Source organism: Jatrophihabitans cynanchi (genome assembly GCF_027247405.1).
Taxonomy (GTDB): Bacteria; Actinomycetota; Actinomycetes; order Mycobacteriales; family Jatrophihabitantaceae; genus Jatrophihabitans_B; species Jatrophihabitans_B cynanchi.
On the sequence record NZ_CP097463.1, the window covers coordinates 2093550 to 2112403 of the forward strand.

General features: G+C 72.5%; 17 protein-coding genes. 5 read left to right on the plus strand and 12 right to left on the minus strand.

The window, feature by feature from the left end; translation table 11 throughout:
- The 3 genes from M6B22_RS10125 to M6B22_RS10135 all read right to left on the minus strand — a co-directional run bounded on the left by M6B22_RS10125 (position 1) and on the right by M6B22_RS10135 (position 3367).
- Complete coding sequence (locus tag M6B22_RS10125) at positions 1 to 1107, minus strand: BMP family ABC transporter substrate-binding protein (RefSeq protein WP_269445640.1); 1107 nt, start codon at positions 1105 to 1107, stop codon at positions 1 to 3.
- A gap of 122 nt (positions 1108 to 1229) precedes the next feature.
- Positions 1230 to 1940, minus strand: a complete 711-nt coding sequence (locus M6B22_RS10130; protein ID WP_269445641.1) for a flavin reductase family protein — start codon at positions 1938 to 1940, stop codon at positions 1230 to 1232.
- A complete protein-coding gene (locus M6B22_RS10135; RefSeq protein WP_269445642.1) occupies positions 1931 to 3367 on the minus strand; it encodes an amidohydrolase family protein in 1437 nt (478 codons plus the stop codon). Before M6B22_RS10135 ends, M6B22_RS10130 begins: the two co-directional genes overlap by 10 nt.
- Before the next feature lie 306 nt (positions 3368 to 3673).
- Between M6B22_RS10135 and M6B22_RS10140 the strand changes: the two genes are divergently transcribed.
- Together M6B22_RS10140 and M6B22_RS10145 are read left to right on the plus strand one after the other, a co-directional pair.
- Positions 3674 to 4705 (plus strand): zinc-binding dehydrogenase, encoded by a 1032-nt coding sequence (locus tag M6B22_RS10140; RefSeq protein ID WP_269445643.1) that lies wholly within the window; start codon positions 3674 to 3676, stop codon positions 4703 to 4705.
- A gap of 59 nt (positions 4706 to 4764) precedes the next feature.
- Entirely contained in the window at positions 4765 to 5259 is a 495-nt protein-coding gene (locus M6B22_RS10145) for a VOC family protein (RefSeq protein WP_269445644.1), read from the plus strand.
- Between the two features lie 85 nt (positions 5260 to 5344).
- On the opposite strand, the gene M6B22_RS10150 is transcribed toward M6B22_RS10145, so the two are convergent.
- From M6B22_RS10150 to M6B22_RS10180, 7 genes are all read right to left on the minus strand, one after another.
- Entirely contained in the window at positions 5345 to 6733 is a 1389-nt protein-coding gene (locus tag M6B22_RS10150; protein ID WP_269445645.1) for an amidohydrolase family protein, read from the minus strand.
- Entirely contained in the window at positions 6730 to 7197 is a 468-nt protein-coding gene (locus M6B22_RS10155) for a VOC family protein (RefSeq protein WP_269445646.1), read from the minus strand. The genes M6B22_RS10150 and M6B22_RS10155 overlap by 4 nt, the downstream gene beginning before the upstream one ends.
- 58 nt (positions 7198 to 7255) lie before the next feature.
- Entirely contained in the window at positions 7256 to 8659 is a 1404-nt protein-coding gene (locus M6B22_RS10160; RefSeq protein WP_269445647.1) for an amidohydrolase family protein, read from the minus strand.
- Positions 8656 to 9747 carry a class I SAM-dependent methyltransferase gene (locus M6B22_RS10165; RefSeq protein ID WP_269445648.1) on the minus strand — a complete coding sequence of 364 codons (1092 nt, stop codon included), beginning with the start codon at positions 9745 to 9747 and terminating at the stop codon, positions 8656 to 8658. The genes M6B22_RS10160 and M6B22_RS10165 overlap by 4 nt, the downstream gene beginning before the upstream one ends.
- A complete protein-coding gene (locus tag M6B22_RS10170; RefSeq protein WP_269445649.1) occupies positions 9744 to 10775 on the minus strand; it encodes a zinc-binding dehydrogenase in 1032 nt (343 codons plus the stop codon). Before M6B22_RS10170 ends, M6B22_RS10165 begins: the two co-directional genes overlap by 4 nt.
- 147 nt (positions 10776 to 10922) lie before the next feature.
- Complete coding sequence (locus M6B22_RS10175) at positions 10923 to 12125, minus strand: PucR family transcriptional regulator (protein ID WP_269445650.1); 1203 nt, start codon at positions 12123 to 12125, stop codon at positions 10923 to 10925.
- 5 nt (positions 12126 to 12130) lie between these two features.
- Complete coding sequence (locus M6B22_RS10180; RefSeq protein WP_269445651.1) at positions 12131 to 13579, minus strand: aldehyde dehydrogenase family protein; 1449 nt, start codon at positions 13577 to 13579, stop codon at positions 12131 to 12133.
- Positions 13580 to 13652: 73 nt separating this feature from the next.
- Here M6B22_RS10180 and M6B22_RS10185 point away from each other — a divergent pair, with 73 nt between their 5' ends.
- On the plus strand, positions 13653 to 14735 hold the full coding sequence (locus M6B22_RS10185) for an NAD(P)-dependent alcohol dehydrogenase (RefSeq protein ID WP_269445652.1): 1083 nt from the start codon (positions 13653 to 13655) through the stop codon (positions 14733 to 14735).
- 69 nt (positions 14736 to 14804) lie between these two features.
- Here M6B22_RS10185 and M6B22_RS10190 read toward each other — a convergent pair whose 3' ends face one another.
- Complete coding sequence (locus M6B22_RS10190) at positions 14805 to 15965, minus strand: PucR family transcriptional regulator (protein ID WP_269445653.1); 1161 nt, start codon at positions 15963 to 15965, stop codon at positions 14805 to 14807.
- 18 nt (positions 15966 to 15983) lie between these two features.
- Positions 15984 to 16640: an HD domain-containing protein gene (locus tag M6B22_RS10195; RefSeq protein ID WP_269445654.1), complete on the minus strand. Its 657-nt coding sequence runs from the start codon at positions 16638 to 16640 to the stop codon at positions 15984 to 15986.
- Between the two features lie 156 nt (positions 16641 to 16796).
- On the opposite strand from M6B22_RS10195, the gene M6B22_RS10200 reads away from it, so the two are divergent.
- The gene (locus tag M6B22_RS10200) at positions 16797 to 17963 is read left to right on the plus strand and encodes a mandelate racemase/muconate lactonizing enzyme family protein (protein ID WP_269445655.1); all 1167 of its coding nucleotides are present in this window, start codon (positions 16797 to 16799) and stop codon (positions 17961 to 17963) included.
- Positions 17964 to 17965: 2 nt separating this feature from the next.
- A complete protein-coding gene (locus tag M6B22_RS10205; RefSeq protein ID WP_269445656.1) occupies positions 17966 to 18820 on the plus strand; it encodes an SMP-30/gluconolactonase/LRE family protein in 855 nt (284 codons plus the stop codon).
- The last annotated feature ends 34 nt before the right edge of the window (positions 18821 to 18854 follow it).

Genomic DNA, 18854 nt, shown 5'->3' on the forward strand with positions numbered 1-18854 from the left:
TCAGGAGCCGGCCTTGTCGGCTTCCTTCTCGGAGTCGATCTTCCCGGACCCGATCTCGCCGATGAAGGCCTTCAACTTGTCGGCCTGATCGCCCGTCGGGTTGCAGATCTTGACGGTCGGGTACGGGTCAACGCCCATCTTCCAGACGCGCGCAACACCCATCCGCAGCTTGCCGGCCGCGAAGTCCTGCAGCGCCGCGGCGAAGTAGTCGCCGGGGCTGAACAGCACCGACACGTCGAACTTCGGCGAGGTCGAGTCACACCGGTCGGTGCCCGGCGTCAGCGTCATGACACCGGACGAGTTCGCCAGCGTCGCGACCGCGTCGGTCGAGCCGCCGAGGTACGGGTACACGGCCTTGACGCCCTGGCTGATCTGCGCCTGCATGGCCTCCTTGCCCTTGGCCGAGTCGTTGTTGTCGCCGGTGAAGGTGGTGACGACGTCGGCGTTCGGGATGACCTGCCGGATGCCCGCCTTGAACGCGGCGGCGGCCCGCTGCGAGTAGTCGGCCGACGGTCCGGCGATGAAGCCGGCCTTGGTGACGCCCTTCTCCTTCATCAGCAGGGCGATCGCATACCCGCCGGCGAACACCGACTGGCTGGCGATGTCCGAGGACAGCATGATCTTCGGGGTCAACGGCAGGTTGCCCGATGCGGGCACGTACCAGGCCGTGTTGGCGCAGACCGGCTCCTCCGACGCCGGGATGGCGTCCTTGAGTTCGGACGCGCCCAGCGCGACCATGTCGACCTTCTGCTGGCACAGCGCGCGGGCCGCGGCGAGCGCGTCGGTCGGCGCGACACTGCCGCGCTTGATGACCGTCCAGCCCTTCGACTTGGCGAAGGTGTCGGCCTCGTCCACGAAGCTCTCGTAGTAGCCGTGGTCGTTGATGTCACCGGGGCTGAGCACCCCGATCACGACCTTGCCGTCGCCGTTGACGTCGGGCTCGCCCTTCGGAAGCGTGCCGGCTCCCTCGGTCGTGTTGGCGGTCGGGATCGCGCCCCCGGTGTTCGTACCGTTGTTACCGCCGCCGCTGCTGCTGCAAGCGCCGAGCAGCAGGGCGGACACGCAGGCAAGTGCCGCGCCTGCGATCCCCAGCTTGTTCGCTGTCATCACATCGATCCTTTCGATGTAGGTCCGCGCCGGTCCGGCGCTGATGCGTTGTGACGTTCTGTGTGGTTGCTGGCTGTTCGGCGGCGGGGCGTCCTGGGGCCCGGCCGGCGATGCGCCGCCGGTCACCCCGGCGCGCCGCGGGCGAGCACTCCTTCCTCCCTGCCGCCCTCGGCGGTGCCGGGCACCGGGTCGAGGTCGGCGTACGCGATGCGGTCCTGGGTGAACATCGCTTCGGGGACTGCGGTGACGAACCACGGGAAACCCATCCGGCCGACGGCGCGGATCGCGGGGGGATCGATGCGCCCCTCGTCGGTCAGGATCGACTCGTCGGCGGTGATGCAGACGACCTCGGCGAGGACGATGTGCACGCCGGAGAAGCACGAGCGCGCGTCCCCCCGCGTGATCACCTCGTGCACGCGGCACTCCAGGTGCGCCGGGCTCTCGGCCAGCGACGGCGGTGCGACCAGCTGCGACGCGACGAGCTGCCAGCCCGCCACTGCGACCTCGTCGACCTCGCTCGGGTACTCGCGGGCCACCGTCTCGATGTGCGCGGCCAGCGCCGAGGTCGTCACGTTGATGACGAACTCGCCACTCGCCTGCAGGTTCGTCCAGGTGTCCTTCGGCCCTGGCGACGCCTCGCGCGTGGTGCCGATGGTGACCGCGACCAGCGGCGGCTCACCGCTGACCGGCATGAAGTAGCTGAACGGCGCCACGTTGAGCGCGCCCGCGGTGTCCAACGTGGTGATCATCGCGATCGGTCGCGGCACCACGAGTTGCGACAGCAGGCCCTGCTTCTGCGCGCCGGTCCGGCCGGCAAGGTCGATCACGCGCATGGCGCACCCGCCAGCTCGTACTTCTCGGCCGTGACGCTCGGCCAGCGGTGCGGCACGTCGATCCCGGCCCGGCGCAGCAGCGCGACCGAGCGGTCGGCGGCCTCGCGGCGCAGTTCGGCCACGTCCACAGTCTGCAGCGCGCGGTCGCGGACCACGATCCGGCCGTCGACCAGGACGTCGCGTACCGTCCGTCCCGCGTCGCCCCACACCAGTTGCAGCGCGAGGTCACCGCGCGGGATCCAGCCCAGGTCCGCACCGTCGAGCACGACCAGGTCGGCCGCCTTGCCCACCTCGATCGAGCCGATGAGCTCGCTCAACCCGATCGCCTCGGCACCGCCGATCGTCGCGGCCGCGAACGCCTCGTCGGAACGGAACGGCTCGCTCGTGCCCCGGTCGCGATCGAGCGCGGCGAGCAGCCAGGCGGCACGGAACACGTCCGGGACGTCTCCGGCGTTGTGGGCGTCGCAGCCGAGCGCGACCCGACCGCCCCGCCGGATGATCTCGGTGTGCCGCGCGGCGCGGGTATAGCCCTGCCCGAGCCGCAGGTACGCGCCCGGACAGGACGCGACTGCGGTACCCGAGCGCAGGATCGCGTCGACCTCGGCGTTGTCCAGCCACACCGCGTGCCCGAGCAGCAGCCGCGGGCCGAGCACGCCGAGACGCTCGAGGTGCACGACCGGCGGACGCCCACTGCGCTCGGCATAGGTGCGCGTGTCGTCGGCGCTGGGCGAGATGTGCCAGGTGACCTGCACGTCCAGGCGCTGCGCGAGCTCGGCCGCGCCGACGAACAGCTCGTCGCTGGCCAGGCCGTGCCCGACCAGGGTGACCCAGCCGGTGACCAGCGAGTCGGTGCCGACGGCCAGCACCGCGTCCTCCTGCAGCGCCAGGGACTGCTCGACGGGCGCGGCGTACTTGCCGCCGGCCACGTCCCAGCCCCAGCGGCCGACCCGGCCGCGGATGCCGGCGGTGCGCAACCCGGCGGCGACCCGGGCCGGGTGCCCGACGGTGCCCGCCTCCAGCACCGTGGTCACGCCGCGGCTCAGCGACTCGGCCGCGGTCAGCAGGGCGGACAGCTCGTCGTCGTCGCCACTGACCTGCTCGTGCAGCGGCACCGTCCAGCCGAAGATCGCGAGCTGCGAGTCGATGTCGTCCGGGGTGGTGCTGCGGGTGAGCGGGGACGCGGTCGTGTGCTGGTGCGCATTGATCAGGCCGGGTACGACGATGCAGCCGCGGGCGTCCAGCTCGGCGACGCCGGGGTGCGCGGCCCGCAACTGCTCGGCCGGGCCGATCGCGGCGACGCGCCCGCCGCGCACCAGAATGCTGCCGTCGAGCACGACCTGGCGTGCCGCGTCCATCGTCACCACGTCCGCGCCGACGATCAGCAGGTCGGCCGCGGGAACGCGACCGACTGCTGCAGGTACCGTCACCGGACCACCTCGGTCGCGCCGGCCGGCCGCCCACGGAGGCCGCAGCGCTCTTCCACGGTGTGCTTCGACACCCTGCCGCACCCCCTTCGCGTCTCGCATTGCGAACCAGTGGTCCACATAGCGAGGTACTCTGCCTCCGCTTCGACGGCCTGTCAACGGATTCATCGCGATCGGCCCGCGCCTTGACCACCTTGTGATGCAACGGCCGTTCCCGCTCGTGGCGACCCGGCGCACGCCGAATCGGCCTGTATCGCATTACAAGATGGCGTATTGCGTGGACGTTTGCCCGCGCGTAGGGTCCGCGATGTGAAAGCAGCGCTGTATCGCACCCACGGCGGCCCCGAGGTTCTCGAGTTCGCCGAGGTCCCCGATCCGGTCGCCGGCCCGGGCGAACTGGTGGTCCGCACCGCAGCCGTCGGGCTGAACCGGCTCGACCTGCTGCAGCGCTCCGGCCCCGCCATGCTGCCGCATTTCCAGCTGCCGCACATCGCCGGGATGGACTTCGCCGGCACCGTCGAGGCGGTCGGTCCCGGAGTCGATCCGGGACGGGTCGGCACCAGGGTCGTGGTGAACCCGTCCATCTCGTGCGGCAGCTGCGCGTTGTGCGCCCGCGGCGCCGATCACCTGTGCGCCGCCAAGACCGTGATCGGCGGGAGCATCAACGGCGGCTACGGCGAACTGGTCGCGGTGCCCGCGACGCACGCCCTGCCGGTACCCGAGCACATCGACCTGGTCGAGGCCGCCGCGCTGCCCACCGTCTACTCGCGTGCGTGGCAGTCGCTGTTCGTCAGCGGCCGGCTGGCGATCGGCGAGACGCTGCTCGTGCACGCGGCCGCCAGCGGCGTGACCATCGCGTCGGTGCAGCTGGCCAAGCGGGCCGGCGCCCGGGTGATCGTCACAGCGCGCACCGACGCCGAACTCGAGTTCGCCCGCGGCCACGGCGCGGACGCCGGCATCAACACGACCACGACCGACGTCACCGAAGCGGTTCTGGAGCTGACGGACGGCGTGGGCGCGGACATGGTGTTCGACCACCTCGGGCCGGCGCTGTTCGACGCCTCGATCCGCGCGCTGCGCCCGGCCGGCCGGCTGGTCTTCTGCGGCACCACGACCGGAGCCACCGTGCAGCTGCACCTGCCGACGGTATATCACCGGGACATCACCCTGATCGGTTCGGCCAGCTACACGTTCGGCGACTTCGAGCAGATGCTGGCGTACTGCTGGTCGGCGGGGCTCCCGTCGATCATCGACCGCCGGCTGCCGATCACCGAGATCGCGACCGCGCACGAGCTGATGGCGGCCGACCGGCTGCGCGGCAAGCTCGTCCTCGTCCACTGACAACCGGCTCACTGACTACTTGTGCACTGCCTAGTAGTGCACCGAGAAACGGAGCGACCATGACCCAGACCGAGAGCGCGACCGCCGAGAGCGAGGAGTTCCACGCGCCCAACTCGCTGCTGACGCACATCGCGCTGCCCGTGCGCAACCTCGACGCGCAGCTGGTGTTCTACGCCAAGCACACCCGGATGCGGGTGATCTCGACGCGCAAGGACGAGCACACCGGGCTGCGCACCGCGTGGCTGGCCAACGAGCGCGACATCCGCCCGGACGGCGGGGCACGGTTCGTGATCGTGCTGATCGAGGGCTCGCTGCCCCGCGACATCGTGGGCGATGAGATGAAGGAGGAGTACACCTTCCTCACCTCGATCAGCCACCTGGGCATCTCGCTGGACTCGCGCGAGGACGTCGACCGGGTGGCCGAGATCGCGCGCAAGGAGGGCACCCTGGTGCTCGGGCCGCTGTACCGCAACCAGGTCGTCGGCTACATCTGCCTGGTGAAGGACCCGGACGGCAACAACGTGGAGTTCTCCGTCGAGCAGGACCTCGGCTGACAGACCCACCGGCGCAGGAAGACCCGCGCGCTGCGGCGCGGGTCTTCCTGCGCGCTGTGCGCGCGGGCGCGGGACGGTCGCCGCGCTACCGCGGGTCGACCAGCGGCCAGCGGTGCGGCACCTCGATGCCGGCCCGGCGCAGCAGCGCGGTCGAGCGCTCCGCCGCCTCGGCCCGCAGCGCCGCGACGTCGACGGTCGGGCTCACCCGGTCGCGCAGCACGACCCGGCCGTCCACCAGCACGTCGCGCACCGTGTGACTGGGCGCGCCCCACACCAGCTGCAGCGCGAGGTCCCCGCGCGGTGCCCAGGCTGCGTCGTCGGTGTCGAACACGACGAGGTCGGCCGCCTTGCCCACCTCGATCGAGCCGGTGAGCGCACCCAGGCCGACCGCGTTCGCCCCGTCGATCGTGGCCAGCGCGAACGCCTGGTCGGCGCGCAGCCGGGCCGGCGTGCCACGGTCGTTCTCGAATGCGGCGAGCAGCCGCGCGGCGCCGAGCACGTCCGGGACGTCACCGGCGTTGTGCGCGTCGCACCCCAGCGCGACGCGGCCGCCGCGTGCCGCCAGCTCGCCGTGCCGCCCGGCGCGCGCATAGCCCTGGGCCAGGCGCGCGTACGCGCCCGGGCAGGATGCCACGGCGGTGCGCGTTTCGAGCAGAATGTCCAGTTCGGCATCGTCCAGCCACACCGCGTGGCCGAGCAGCACCCGCGGCCCGAGCACGCCGAGCCGGTGCAGGTGCTCGAGCGGGCGCAGCCCGCTGCGCGCGGCGTACGCGCGCACGTCGTTCTCGCCCGGCGAGATGTGCCAGGTCATCGGTGCGTCCAGCCGCTGCGCCAGCTCGGCCGCCCCGGTGAACAGCTCGTCGCTGACCAGATCGTGGCCCACCAGGCTCACCCAGCCGGTCACGGTGCCGTCGGCGCCGATGGCCCGCACCGTCTCCTCCTGCAGCGCGAGGGTCTCGGCGGCCGGCGCGGAGTACGGCGCATCGGCGACGTCCCAACCCCAGCGGCCCACCCGGCCGCGGATGCCGGCGGCGCGGAGCCCGGCGGCCACCCGCAGCGGGTGCGCGACCGTGCCCGGCTCGAGCAGCGTGGTCACGCCGCGGCTCAGCGACTCGACCGCGGCCAGCGTCGCCGCCAGCTCGTCGTCGTCGCCGCTCACCTCGGCGTGCAGCGGCACGATCCACTGGTAGATCGACTCGTCCGAGCTGATGTCGTCCGGGATCGTGCTGCGCACCAGCGGGTCGGCGGTCGTGTGCTGGTGCGCGTTGACCAGCCCGGGCGTGAGCACACAGCCGCGCGCGTCCAGCTCGGGGGTTCCCGAGTACTGCGCGCGCAGCCGCTCGGCGGTGCCGATGTCCGCGATGCGCCCGCCGGCCACGGCGACGGTGCCGCCGACGACCACGTGGCGCTGCGGGTTCATCGTCACCACGTCGCCGCCGACCACGAGCAGGTCGGCGGCGGCGGGTGAGCTCATCCCCACAGGTCTTGGATGGTCGAGAACACCTTCTGGTTGTGCGAGAACTCGATCGTGTTGCCGTCCGGGTCGTCGACCGCGCAGATGTAACCGATGTGTGCGGCCATGTCCATCGGCTCCCAGCGCAGGTTGCCGCGCTCGCGGGCCTTGGCGGCGACCGCGTCGATGTCCTCGCGGTTCGGCAGTTCGATGCCGATGTGCGCGAACGGTGCGAGCGTCGGGATCTTCTTGCCCTCCTCGATGCCGAAGCGGGCGCCCACCTCGGGCATGAACTCCGCCAGCACCAGCACGAACGGCGAGTCGACCTGGCCCTTGTTCGACAGCCACGCGCCGCGGCCGTTGCTGTCCTCGTTCTTCGTGACCAGCACCAGCGGCGTGATCGCCTCGTAGAACTCGATCGAGCGGTCCAGGTCGCTCACCGGCAGGGCGACGTGCGTCCAGCGCGGCTCGGTCAGTTGTCCCATGGTGTGTTCCTCTTCCTGTTTCTCGGCGGCGCCGCGCTCTGCGGTCGCCGATGGTGCGTCAGACCGTGGGCCACTTCGCCCGGTCCGGCAGGCCGGAGCGGGCGCGGATCCCCTCGCCGGCCACCTGCGCACGGCGCAGCAGATCATCTTCGTCGATCGTGGTGCACCGATAGTTGTCGACGACGCGGCGCCCGTCCACGAAGACGGTGTGCACACCACGGCCGTCGGCGGACCAGACGAGCTGGTTCGCCACGTTGTGCAGCGGGCGCCATTCCGGACGGTTCGTGTCGTGCAGCACCAGGTCGGCCTTCTTGCCCACCTCTATGGAGCCGAGGTCGTCCTCGGCCTGCAGGGCGCGCGCGCCGTTGCGGGTGGCCATCGCGAACGCGTCCTCAGCCGGGAAGATCGTCGCGTCCCGCCGCGCGTCCTTGAACAGCCCGGCGACCAGGTACGTCGCGCGCATCAGGTCGTGGTAGTTCGACGCGTTGTTACCGTCCGTACCGATCGCGACGTTGATGCCCGCGGCGACCATCTCGGGGAACTTGCCGATCTGGGTCACGCCGTAGGAGACCTTCAGCGCGGTCGTGGGGCAGTGCGAGACGCTGGTGCCGGTCTTCGCGAGCAGCCTGATCTCCTCGTCGTCGACGTGCACGGCATGCGTCAGAATGACGTTGTCGCCGAGCACGCCGATCTCGTCCAGGTGCACCATCGGCCGCTGCCCGAACGCGGCCAGAAACCCCTCGGGGTCCATCGCGGCCGGCGACATGTGAAAGCTCATCCCGGTGCCGCACTCGAGCGACAGGCCCTTGGCCGCCCGCCACAGCTCGTCGCTGCAGCAGGTGTGCCCGATGATGATCGGCCACGCCTGGATCCGCCCGTCGGCCACCGAGGCGTACCGGTCCATCGTGTCGTGCAGCCGCGCGATCGCCTGCGCCGTGGTCAGCCGCAGCACCTCCGGCTCCGGCGGCAGGTCCCAGGCCCACGGTCCGACGCGGGCGCGGATGCCGATCTCGGTGAGCGCCTCGACCACCGGGTCGATGAACCGGATCGTGCCCGCCTCCAGGAACGAGGTCGTGCCGCTCTTGAGCATCTCCAGCGAGGCGAGCTGTGCCGAGATGTGCTCGTCCTCCTCGGTGTAGTGCGTGTGGATCGGCGTCAGCCACTCGAACACGTTCTCCAGGAACGGGGTGTCGTCCGGGACGAAGCCGCGGGTCAGCGGCTCGCCGGTGATGTGCACGTGCGTGTTGATCAGGCCGGGCGTCACCACGAACCGCACGCCCTCGATCACGCTGTCTGCGTGCCAGGCGGCGGTCACGTCGTCGGTCTTGCCGACGGCGACGATGCGGTCGTCGCGGATCGCGATCGCCGCGTCGGTGATGACGCGGCGCTGGTCGTCCATGGTGACCGCCATGGTGTTGCGGATCAGCGTGTCCGCCCGTTCCGTGCTGGCGTCGGTGGTCATGAGCGCTCCGTCCTGTCGGCAGCCGCGATGAGGTAGACGTGTTGGCGCGGGATCGGTTCCAGCGCGGTGATCAGCTCGGCGCCCGCGGCGCCCGCCCAGTCGCGCAGCGCGGCGACGGTCACCCCGGCGCCCGGCGTCGAGGCCAGCACGGTGAGCGAGAGCAGCAGTTCGTGCTTGGCCGCCGCGCACGCCGCGGTGCGATCAGCTGCGGGGACGTCGTCAGTGGCGGCGTCGTCAGTGGCGTCGTCGGGGCGCGGATAGTCGGCCACGACGACGACGCCGTCCGGACCGGCCAGCTCGATCGCACGCCGCAGCAATCGCTGCGCCCGTTCGGCCGGCTCGGCGCGCAGCACGTGCGCGAGCACCACCACGTCGGCGCGCTCGACCGGCAGTGCCACCGCCAGGTAGTCGCCGCCGAGCAGGGTGAGCCGGTCACGTACCGCGGCCTCGGCCGCCGTGCGCTCGGCCACCGGCAGCACGTCCGGCAGCTCGACCCCGACGCCGGTGGCATCCGGACTCTGGGCGAGCAGCGTGGCCAGCCACGCTCCCGACCCGCAGCCCAGGTCGACGATCACCGGTGCGTCCGGCCAGCGGCCGCGGCGCTCCAGTTCATGGCCGACGGCCGCGGCCACGGCAGCCTGGGTGGGCGCGGTGGCCGGCGCGAGCTCCGGGTAGAACGCGGCCAGCTCGGCGGCCAGCGACGGATCGGGCGAGCCGCGCCGGATCGTGTGCGCCAGCTCGGGCCACGACCGCGCAGGTCCGGGCGAGTGGCGCACCAGCGCGGCCATCGACGCGGGCGAACCGGACGTCAGGTACCGCTCGGCCGCGGCGTTCAGCCGGTACCGGCCGTCGTCGTCCGACGTGAGCAGGCCGAGCGCGATCAGGGTGTCGGCGAGCACGGTCACCGGGGCGCGATCGGCGGCCCCGACCGCGCGGGACAGCTCGGCACCGTCGCGCGCCTGACCGCCGGCGAGCGCGTCGAAGACGCCGAGGTCCAGCGCGGTGCGCAGCGCCCAGTAGCTGCTGAAGCCGTTGATCACGTCCCACACCGGCGTCGGGCTCACCGGTGCGCTCACCGTGGCCGTCACGGGCGCAGCACGATCTTGCCGGTGGCCGCGCGCGACTCCATCCGCTCCTGGGCGGCCCGGGCGTCTGCCAGCGCGAACTCGCTGTCGATCGGCGTCACGAACGGCGCCGCCCAGTAGGTGTCCAGCATCGCCGCGAACTCGTGCCGGTCGTACGGGTCGGAGCCGAGCAGCCGCAGGCCGAAGTGGTACGCGTACACCAGGTCGAACTCGGCGCGGTTTCCGGTGGTGTTGCCGAAGAACACCAGCCGGCCGCGTGGCGCGAGGCTGTAGACGCCCGCGTTCCAGGTCGCCGGGCCGACGTGGTCGAGCACCACCTCGACGCCGCGTCCTTCGGTAGCTGCGCGCGCGACCGCCACCACGTCCTCGGTCGCCGAGTTCACCACGACGTCCGCGCCGAGCCGCTGCACGTACTCGCGTTTGGCGTCCGAACCGACGGTCGTGATCACCCGGGCGCCGGCGGCCTTCGCCAGCTGGATCGCCGCCGTGCTCACCCCGCTGCCGCCGGCGTGGATCAGCACCGTCTCGCCGAGCCGCACCCGCCCCACGGCGACCAGTGCGTGCCAGGCGGTCATCCAGACGGTGGGGACGACCGCGGCGTCCGCGAGCTCCACGTGCTCGGGCACCGGGTGCACGTTGGCGGCGGGAACGACCACGTACTCGGCGTAGCCACCGGCGACGTTGCCGCCTATGACCTGCGCGCTCGCGCACCGGCCGTCCAGACCGCGAACGCAGTCGGCGCACTCCCCGCATCCGGCGGCCGGGTTGACCACGACCCGATCGCCCTCGGCGCAACTGTCGACGCCCGCTCCGCGCGACTCGATGACGCCGGCGATGTCCATGCCGGCGATGTGCGGCAGCGTGTAGCCGGGGATGAGCGCGGGGCCGCGACGCTGCAGGACGTCGAGGTGATTCAAGCCGCACGCCGCGACCCGCACCAGCACCTCGCCGGGGCCGGGTTGTGGGGTCGGGACGTCGGTGAACTCGAGCCGGTCCACCTCGCCGTGCGCCCGATAGAGCACTGTCTTCATCGCCGAAACCTCGTGTCTGCCTGGTGAATGGGGCTGATTGCCGGCCAGGCGGTTGCACGCCTGATCGGCATGCAACGGGTTCCTCGGCGCCGCATCGGACGCGCTCCCTGCCCGGCCTGTTGCCTGCCGGGCGGGACACCGGTGACGCTAGGACGAACCGTCGGCAGCTGTCAACACCCTTTCGGAATAAGGTGATTCGCCCTCGTTGAGCAGATCCATCGCGACGAGCGCGGCGTGCAGCACCGCGCTGCTCCCCGGGTCCACCGGATCGACGCCGAGCAGCGTCTTGAGCTGGCCGACGCGGTAGCCCACCGAGTTGCGATGCAGGTGCAACTGCTCGGACACCACCTGCCTGCTGCCGCCGGAGGCGAGCCACAGCCGCAGCGTGGCCAGCAGCTCGGGCCGGTCCAGCACCGGGCCGAGGTGGTGGCGGACGAAGTACGCCAGGCGCGACCCTGGTACTGCCAGCAGCAACTGCAGCAGGCCAGCGTCGGCGAACGGCAGCTGCGCGGACGTTCCCGCGCGGCTCAGGTGCGCGAGCAGCGCGGCCGCCTCGGCGAACGAGGTCGCGTAGCCGCCGGCCAGCGTGCTGTCGGGGCCGGACGCGGCCAGCACCGTCCCCGCACCGAGGGTCAGCTCCAGCCGCTCGCGGGTGCGGGTCAGGTCGTCCGCGTCGGCCACGAGCGTGAAGGCGCGCTCGCCGTGCTGTTCGACCGGCCGCTCCAGCCAGGACAGCGCGGTCGCCCAGGTGCGGGTGTGCCGGCCGGTGTAGGCGAGCGCGGCGGCGCAGTGCGGGCGGTCCAGGTCGAGGCCGAACCGGGAGGCGGCCAGCCGCACCCCGTCGCCGTCGCCCGCGGCGTCGCCGGCCCCGCTGCGCAGCGCGCCGATCAGGCCGGCACCGTCGCCGAACCGGGACGCGCCGGTGGCGCTGCGCCGCACCGACTCGATCAACAGCGCGGTGACCGCGGCGCGCGCGAGCGCGACGTGCGCCTCGGCCGCCGGTGCGGCGATGAGCAGCAGCGCGGCGACGCGCCCGCCCGCGCGGGCCGGCACGGCGCGGGCCGTCCAGCCGTCCTGGGTGCGGACCCGGGCGGCGGGGTGGTGCTGGGCCGCCTCGGCGCACGCGCGGGACAGCCCGCCGCGGGCGTGGCCGCCTGCCAGCACGGCGCCGTCGGCGGTGAGCAGCCGGGTGGCACGGCCGGTCGCCGCGGTGAGGCGGGCGAGCAGTTCGGGCCAGCCGGCGCCTGCGAGCGCCAGGTCGGTGAGCTCGCGCTCGAACGCGGCCGGGTCCACGGCGGCGACACGACTCGTCCCGCCGCTGGCAGGCCGGACGGCCGGCAGGCTCGTCACGGCACTCAGCGCTCCAGCAACCGCACGGCGATCGCCTTCTCCTGAGTGTACTCGCGCAGCGCGCCGTACCCGCCGCCGCGGCTGAACCCGCTGTCCTTCTGCATGTTGAACGGGAAGCCGATCACGCCGGCGTCGTGGAACTGGTTGATCGCGACCTGCCCGGACCGGACGGTCTTGGCCAACCGCAGCGCGCGCGAGATGTCGTTCGTCCAGATGCAGGCGAGCAGCCCGAAGTCGGTGTCGTTCATGATCTCGACGGCCTGCGGGGTGCCGCTGAACGTCTGCACCGCGAGGACCGGGCCGAAGATCTCCTCACGCGCGATCGGCATGCAGCCGTGGACCTGGTCGTAGACGGTCGGCTGCACGTACCAGCCGTCGCCGGTAGCCGCACCGCCGGTCACCAGCCGGGCGCCGGACGCGGGTGCCTGTTCGAGGTAGCCGCGCACCCGGTCGAACTGCTGCGCGCTGACCAGGGGACCCATGTCCAGGTCGGCGTCCCAGGCGCCCATACGGATCTGTGCCATGGCGGCGGCGAGCCGCTCGACCACCTCGTCGTGGACGGTGTCCTCGACGACGAGCCGCGAGCCGGCGTAGCAGTTCTGCCCGGCGTTCTCGGTGATCGAGCCGACGATGGCCGGGATCGCGACGTCCAGGTCGGCGTCTGCGAACAGCACGTTGGGTGACTTGCCGCCGAGCTCGAGCTTGACCGGGACGAGGTTGCGGGCGGCCGCGGTCATGATCGCCCGGCCGGTGACCGTCGAGCCGACGAAGCTGATGTGGTCGATGTCGCGGTGACCGGACAGCGCCGCACCGGCGTCCGGGCCGAGCCCGGCGACGACGTTCAGGATGCCGGGCGGGAAGCCGGCCCGGCGGGCGAGTTCGGCCAGCGCGAACGGGGCGAGGGGGGCGATCTCCGACGGCTTGAGCACGACCGTGTTGCCGGCGGCGAGCGCAGGCGCGACGTTCGCGGCGGTGAGCACCGCGGGGACGTTCCACGGGATCACGACGGCGCACACGCCGTACGGCTCGGGCATCGTGTAGCCGAGGTAGTCCGGCGTGCGGGTCGGCAGCGTGACGCCGGTGAGCTTGTCAGCGGCGCCGGCGAAGTAGTCGATGATGCCGTGGGTGATGTACATGTTCATCCGGCCGCCGGACAGCGGCTTGCCGACGTCACGCGCCTCGATCGCGGCGAGGTCCTCGACGTGGGCCATGATGAGCTCGGCCCAGCGGTGCAGCAGGGCCCCGCGCTCGGACGGGTTGGTGGCCGCCCAGGCCGGGAAGGCGCGGCGCGCGGCGGCGACCGCGTCGTCGACGTCCTGCGCCTCGGCGAGCGCGACCGACTGGATCGGCTCGTGCGTGGCCGGGTCGACGACGGCGAGTTCGCCCTTGTTCCGCGCCGGCGTCCACTCGCCGTCGACGAGCAGGCTGGCGGCAGGGACCTCGAGTGCAGGCATGCCACGATCCTTGACCGGCCCTGTTGCACATGTCAAGATGGAGTCTCGCGTTGTGAACCGAACGAGGAGTGCTGTGCGAGCGAAAGCAGCCGTGCTGGAAAGCTCCGGCGCGCCGTTCACGATCACCGAGGTCGACCTGGAGGACCCGCGCCCGGACGAGGTGCTGGTCAAGGTCGCGAGCGTCGGGATCTGCGGCACCGACCTGGAGTTCGCCAAGTTCTTCCCCACGCCCGTGGTGCTCGGCCACGAGGGCTCGGGTGTGGTCGAGGCGGTCGGCAGCCAGGTGAGCTCGGTGCAGCCGGGCGATCACGTGGCGATGTCGTTCACCTCGTGCGGCGCGTGCGCCAACTGCCTCACCGGGGCGCCGTCGTACTGCCTGAAGTTCGACGCGATGAACTTCACCGGACGCCGGCCGGACGGCAGCACCGCGATCTCGCGCGGCGGCGCCGAGGTCAACGGGCACTTCCTGGGCCAGTCGTCGTTCGCCAGCCACGTCGTGGCACCGGCACGCGCCGTCGTCCCGATCGACAAGGAACACGACCTGCGCATCGTCGGCCCGTTCGGCTGCGGCTTCCAGACGGGCGCGGGCGGCGTGCTGAACGTGCTGCGGCCCGAACCCGGGTCCAGCATCGCGATCTTCGGCGCCGGTGCGGTGGGCGTCGCCGCGATCCTCGGCGCGGTGCTGAGCGGCTGCGGCGCGATCATCGCCGTCGACGTCAGCTCGGACAAGCTCGCCGCCGCGCGTGGCTACGGCGCGACGCACGTGCTGAACTCCGCCGAGGTCGATCTCGCCGAGGCGCTGCGCGACATCGCGCCGCACGGGCTGCGCTACGCGATCGACACGACCGGCCGCGAGGACGTGCTGCGTACCGCGGTCGAGGCGCTCGGCCCGCTGGGCACCGTCGGCGTGATCGGGATCGGGCCGAGCGAGTCGATGAGCTTCGAGTGGCGCAGCGTGCTCAACGGCCGCACCATCACCGGCATCATCGGCGGGGCGAGCCTGCCGCAGGTCTTCCTGCCGCGGCTGCTCGACCTGCACGCCGAAGGCAAGTTCCCGGTCGACCGGATGATCAGCTACTTCCCGTTCGCGCAGATCAACGAGGCGGTCTCGGCCGTCAAGGCCGGCAGCGTCGGCAAGGCCGTGCTGGCGTTCTGACCCGCTCGCTGTGTCATGCGATCGCGGTGCCAGGACCCCACGATCGCATGACAGATCCGGGCCGACAGCTCACTCCAGTGCGGCCAGCACGTCCATCGCGACGAGGGCGGTCTGCAACTGCACGGCGACGGCGGGATCCGTCGGGTCCACCCCGAGCAGGGTGCGCAGCCGGTCCATCCGGTGGCCGACCGAGTTGCGGTGGATGTGCACCGCTGCCGCCACGCTGAGCCGGCTTCCGCCGCTCGCGTACCAGGCCCGCAGCGTCGCGACCAACTCCGGGTGGGCGAGCAGCGGCTGCAGCCGGGCGGCCACGTACTCGGCCAGCTCGCCGCGCGGCACCGCGAACAGCAACCCGGCCAGCCCGAGTTCGTCGAAGCTCACCGTGCCCGCGGCGCGCACCGACGGCACCCGCCCGGCTGCCAGCAACCGCAGCGCGAACCCCGCCTTCTCGAAACCGCCGCGGATCGCCTCGACGCCCAGTGCCGGCGGCCCGGCGGCGACCAGCACCTGCCCGGAGCCGAGGAACGCCTGCAGCCGGCGCTGGATCAGGGCGGCCCGCTCCCGCGCATCGGCTCCGAGCACCGTCCAGGCCCGGCCGCCGTCCACCCGGATCGGCGCCTCGACCCACGACAGCGCGGTGCTGAACGTCCGCAGGTCCGGCCCGTCGTACCCGATCACCGCCGCTGTCTGCGGCTCGGCGAGGTTCACCCCGAAGCGCTGCGCCATCGCGGCCACCTCGTCGGCCGAGCGGCGCGAGCCGAAGCGCAGCTCGTCGACGAACCAGCCCGCCGTCTCGGCCACCGCCGAGGCCTGCGCGTCGCGGCGCACGGCCACGATCGCGACCGCCGTGCTTCCGGCACGCAGCAGTGCCTCGGCCCCCGCGCCGGCGCTCCCGACGAGCAGCACGCCCACCCGCCGCCCGCCGGAGCGCACCGCGAGGCCACGCATCGCCAGCCCGTCCAGTGTCCGAACCGCGACCGGCGAGCCAGCCGCGAAGGCGCGGGCCACGTCGGCAGCGTCGAGGATCGGCGGGCGGGGCGCGTCGAACTCCTCTGCCCCGGGCAGCGAGCTCGCCCCGTCCGGCCCTGCCGCGCACAGCAGCGCGGCGTCCGCCGCCGCCAGCCGCACCGGGCACCGGCCCGCCTCGGCCAGCGCGACGATCAGCTCCAGCCAGTCGGCGCCGGCCAGCGCGCGCGCCTCCAGGGCGTCCCGCAGGGCCGGCTGATCCACCCGGCAAGTGTGCCGCGGCTACCCGGCGTTGGCGACGCCCGCCACCAGCGGCGTCCAGTTGTCCGGGCGCTTGGCCTTGCGGCTGAACACCTCGCGCACCATCGGCTCGAAGTGCTCCAGCGGCTGCATCGGGTAGTCCGGGTCGAACGCCTTCTCGTCCCACTCGTCGGCGAACCGCTCGGCCAGCTCGTACGCCGGGTGGTCCTTGTGCTGCAGCCTGATCATCGGGTCGACGCCGATCTCGGCGAGGTAGTGGATGCCTTCGAAGTCCTGGTGGACCTTGACCATCCAGTACGCGTCGTCGCTGACGAACGGCTTGATCATCTCGGCGGCGATCGCGGCGTGGTTGGGCGTGGAGATCACCTTGCTCATGTCGTGGCACAGCGCGGCGACGACGATGTCCAGGTCCATGCCGGCCCGCTCGGCCATCGTGGCGGTCTCCAGACCGTGCTCGAGCTGGGTCACCTGCATGCCCTGCACCAGCCGGTCGGAGGCCGCCAGCATGGCCAGGATCCGGTCCGGGATGCACTCGACGTCGCGGTCCACCTGGCGCTGCAGGAACGCCTGGTAGTCCTTGCTGAAGCCGGACATCCACGGCGCCTTCTCGCCCTCGAACGTCTCGTCCGCGGGCGCGACGGCGGGGAACTGGACGGTGCCGATCTGCACAGAAGTCATGCCGGCAACCTAGGGCGGCCCGGCGGCGGACGCACCGTGCGCGGCACGCCAGTTCACGGGCGCCCGGTGTGCTCCGAGCACAGTCAGCTGTATTTCGTATCGCGAGACGTCATCTTGCATTGACGGACGGGGTAGCACCCGGCCATAGTGCACCGCATGCGCATCCGTTCGCTCACGCCGATCACCGTCACCTACCCGCTGGGCCGCGAGCCCATGTCGTTCTGCTTCGTCCGCGTCGAGACCGACACCGGGCTGGTCGGCTACGGCGAGGCCTGCGACAGCTACGGCTGCTCGTACGCCGGCGTGCTCGCCGAGGTGATCAGCCAGGTGTACGCGCCGCTGCTGCTCGAGCAGGAACTCGTCGCGGTCGGCCCGCTCGCCGACCGGCTCCGGCTGTCGACCCGGCGCCGGCTCGGCGACCAGTGGATCGCGGTGCAGGCCCGCAGCGCCGTCGAGATCGCCCTGTGGGACCTCGTGGCGCAGCAGGCCGGCCGCTCGGTCAGCGCGCTGCTCGGCCAGGTGCGGGAGCGAGTGGAGGTGTACGCCTCGTCGACCTTCCTGGACGAGGGGCCGGCGCAGTTCCATGCCGACCTGCTCGCCCCGCTGCTCGAGCGCGGCGTGCGGCTGGCCAAGGTTCGGGTCGGTCCGGAGTGGCAGCAGGACCTGCGCACGCTGCGCGACCTGCGCGCGCTGCTGCCCGAGGACGTGGAGCTGATGGTCGACGGCAGCGAGACGTTCACGCTGCCGACCGCGATCGAGGTGGCCGCGCGGCTGGGCGAGCTCGGCGTGCGCTGGTTCGAGGAGCCCATCCCGCAGGGCAACCGCGCCGCGATCGCCACCTTGTCAGCCCGCTCCGCCGTCCCGATCGCGTACGGCGAGCACCTGTACGGCCGCGAGGACGTGCTGGACGCACTGAACAACGGCGGGATCCAGGTGCTGCAGCCGGACGTCTCGATCAGCGGCGGCATCGCCGAGTCGCAGCTGATCGCGAACCTCGCCTCGTACTACGGCGCCCGCGTCGTGCCGCACGTGTGCGCCGGGCCGGTGTCGTTGGCCGCCAACCTGGCGCTCGCGGCGACGGTGCACGCGATCCGCGCGATCGAGTACCCGCTCAGCCTGATCCCGGCCTGGGACGCCCTGGGCGTCGGCGCGCCGCTCGGCCCGGACGCGATCGAGGGCGGCAGCATCGCGATCCCGTCCGGCCCCGGCCTGGGCGTCCGGCTGGCCGAGGACGTCGCCGCCGAGCACCCGTACCGGGCCCCGGGCGCGCGCGTCGCCGGCACCGTCGGCGGGCTGCCGGACCGCTTCGTCGGCGACCGCTGAGCATGCCGGACATCGAGCAGGTCACCGGCCCGCTCAGCCGGCACGGCGAGTGCCCGGTCTGGTCGGACGGCTGGGGCGGGCTGCACTGGATCGACCTGACGGCCGGCGACGTGCTCGCGCTCGATCCGGACGGGGGCGTGCGCCGCTGGCACGTCGCGCCGCAGGTCACCGCCATCCGACCGCGCCGCAACGGTGGGCTGGTGCTGGCGCTGGAGCGCAGCTTCGCGCTGGCCGACGGGTGGGGCGCGCCGCTGCGCGCGTTCGCCCCGGTCTGGCCGGAGGAGGACGTCCGGTTCAACGACGGCGGCTGCGACCCGCAGGGCAACTTCCTGTGCGGCTCGATGGGTACCGACTACGCCGCCGGTCGCGGTGCGCTGTTCCGGCTCGCCCCGGACGGGTCGGTGCGCCGGCTGTTCGGCGGCCTCGGCGTGTCCAACGGCCTGGACTGGACGGTCGACGGCGGCACCGCGTACCTGGCCGACACGCTCGCCGGCACGATCGACGCGTTCGACCACGACGCCGAGCACGGCCTGCACAACCGGCGTCCCTTCGTCCGGATCGACACCGACCGCGGGATGCCGGACGGGCTGGCCGTCGACACCGAGGGCTACGTGTGGGTGGCGCTGTGGAGCGGCGGCGCGGTGCACCGGTACGCACCGAGCGGGCGGCTGGACGCGGTGCTGGAGTTCGGCGTGAAGCGGGTCAGCGCGTGTACCTTCGGCGGTCCGCGGCTCGATCAGCTGTACGTCACCACGATCGGCACGGATGCCGCGCAGCACGAAGTGGGCCTGGCCGGCGCGGTGTTCAAGGTCGACGTCGGCGTCCGCGGCCAGCCCGCGCGAACCTTCGCCGGCTGACCACCACGCTCATGCGAGACGTTGTCTCGCATCG

Excerpts from the sequence above, each read along its gene's own strand:
- M6B22_RS10125 (WP_269445640.1), bottom strand. The coding sequence starts at position 1,107 with ATGACAGCGAACAAGCTGGGGATCGCAGGCGCGGCACTTGCCTGCGTG.
- M6B22_RS10130 (WP_269445641.1), bottom strand. The coding sequence starts at position 1,940 with ATGCGCGTGATCGACCTTGCCGGCCGGACCGGCGCGCAGAAGCAGGGC.
- M6B22_RS10145 (WP_269445644.1), top strand. The coding sequence starts at position 4,765 with ATGACCCAGACCGAGAGCGCGACCGCCGAGAGCGAGGAGTTCCACGCG.
- M6B22_RS10150 (WP_269445645.1), bottom strand. The coding sequence starts at position 6,733 with ATGAGCTCACCCGCCGCCGCCGACCTGCTCGTGGTCGGCGGCGACGTG.
- M6B22_RS10155 (WP_269445646.1), bottom strand. The coding sequence starts at position 7,197 with ATGGGACAACTGACCGAGCCGCGCTGGACGCACGTCGCCCTGCCGGTG.
- M6B22_RS10160 (WP_269445647.1), bottom strand. The coding sequence starts at position 8,659 with ATGACCACCGACGCCAGCACGGAACGGGCGGACACGCTGATCCGCAAC.
- M6B22_RS10170 (WP_269445649.1), bottom strand. The coding sequence starts at position 10,775 with ATGAAGACAGTGCTCTATCGGGCGCACGGCGAGGTGGACCGGCTCGAG.
- M6B22_RS10180 (WP_269445651.1), bottom strand. The coding sequence starts at position 13,579 with ATGCCTGCACTCGAGGTCCCTGCCGCCAGCCTGCTCGTCGACGGCGAG.
- M6B22_RS10195 (WP_269445654.1), bottom strand. The coding sequence starts at position 16,640 with ATGACTTCTGTGCAGATCGGCACCGTCCAGTTCCCCGCCGTCGCGCCC.
- M6B22_RS10200 (WP_269445655.1), top strand. The coding sequence starts at position 16,797 with ATGCGCATCCGTTCGCTCACGCCGATCACCGTCACCTACCCGCTGGGC.
- M6B22_RS10205 (WP_269445656.1), top strand. The coding sequence starts at position 17,966 with ATGCCGGACATCGAGCAGGTCACCGGCCCGCTCAGCCGGCACGGCGAG.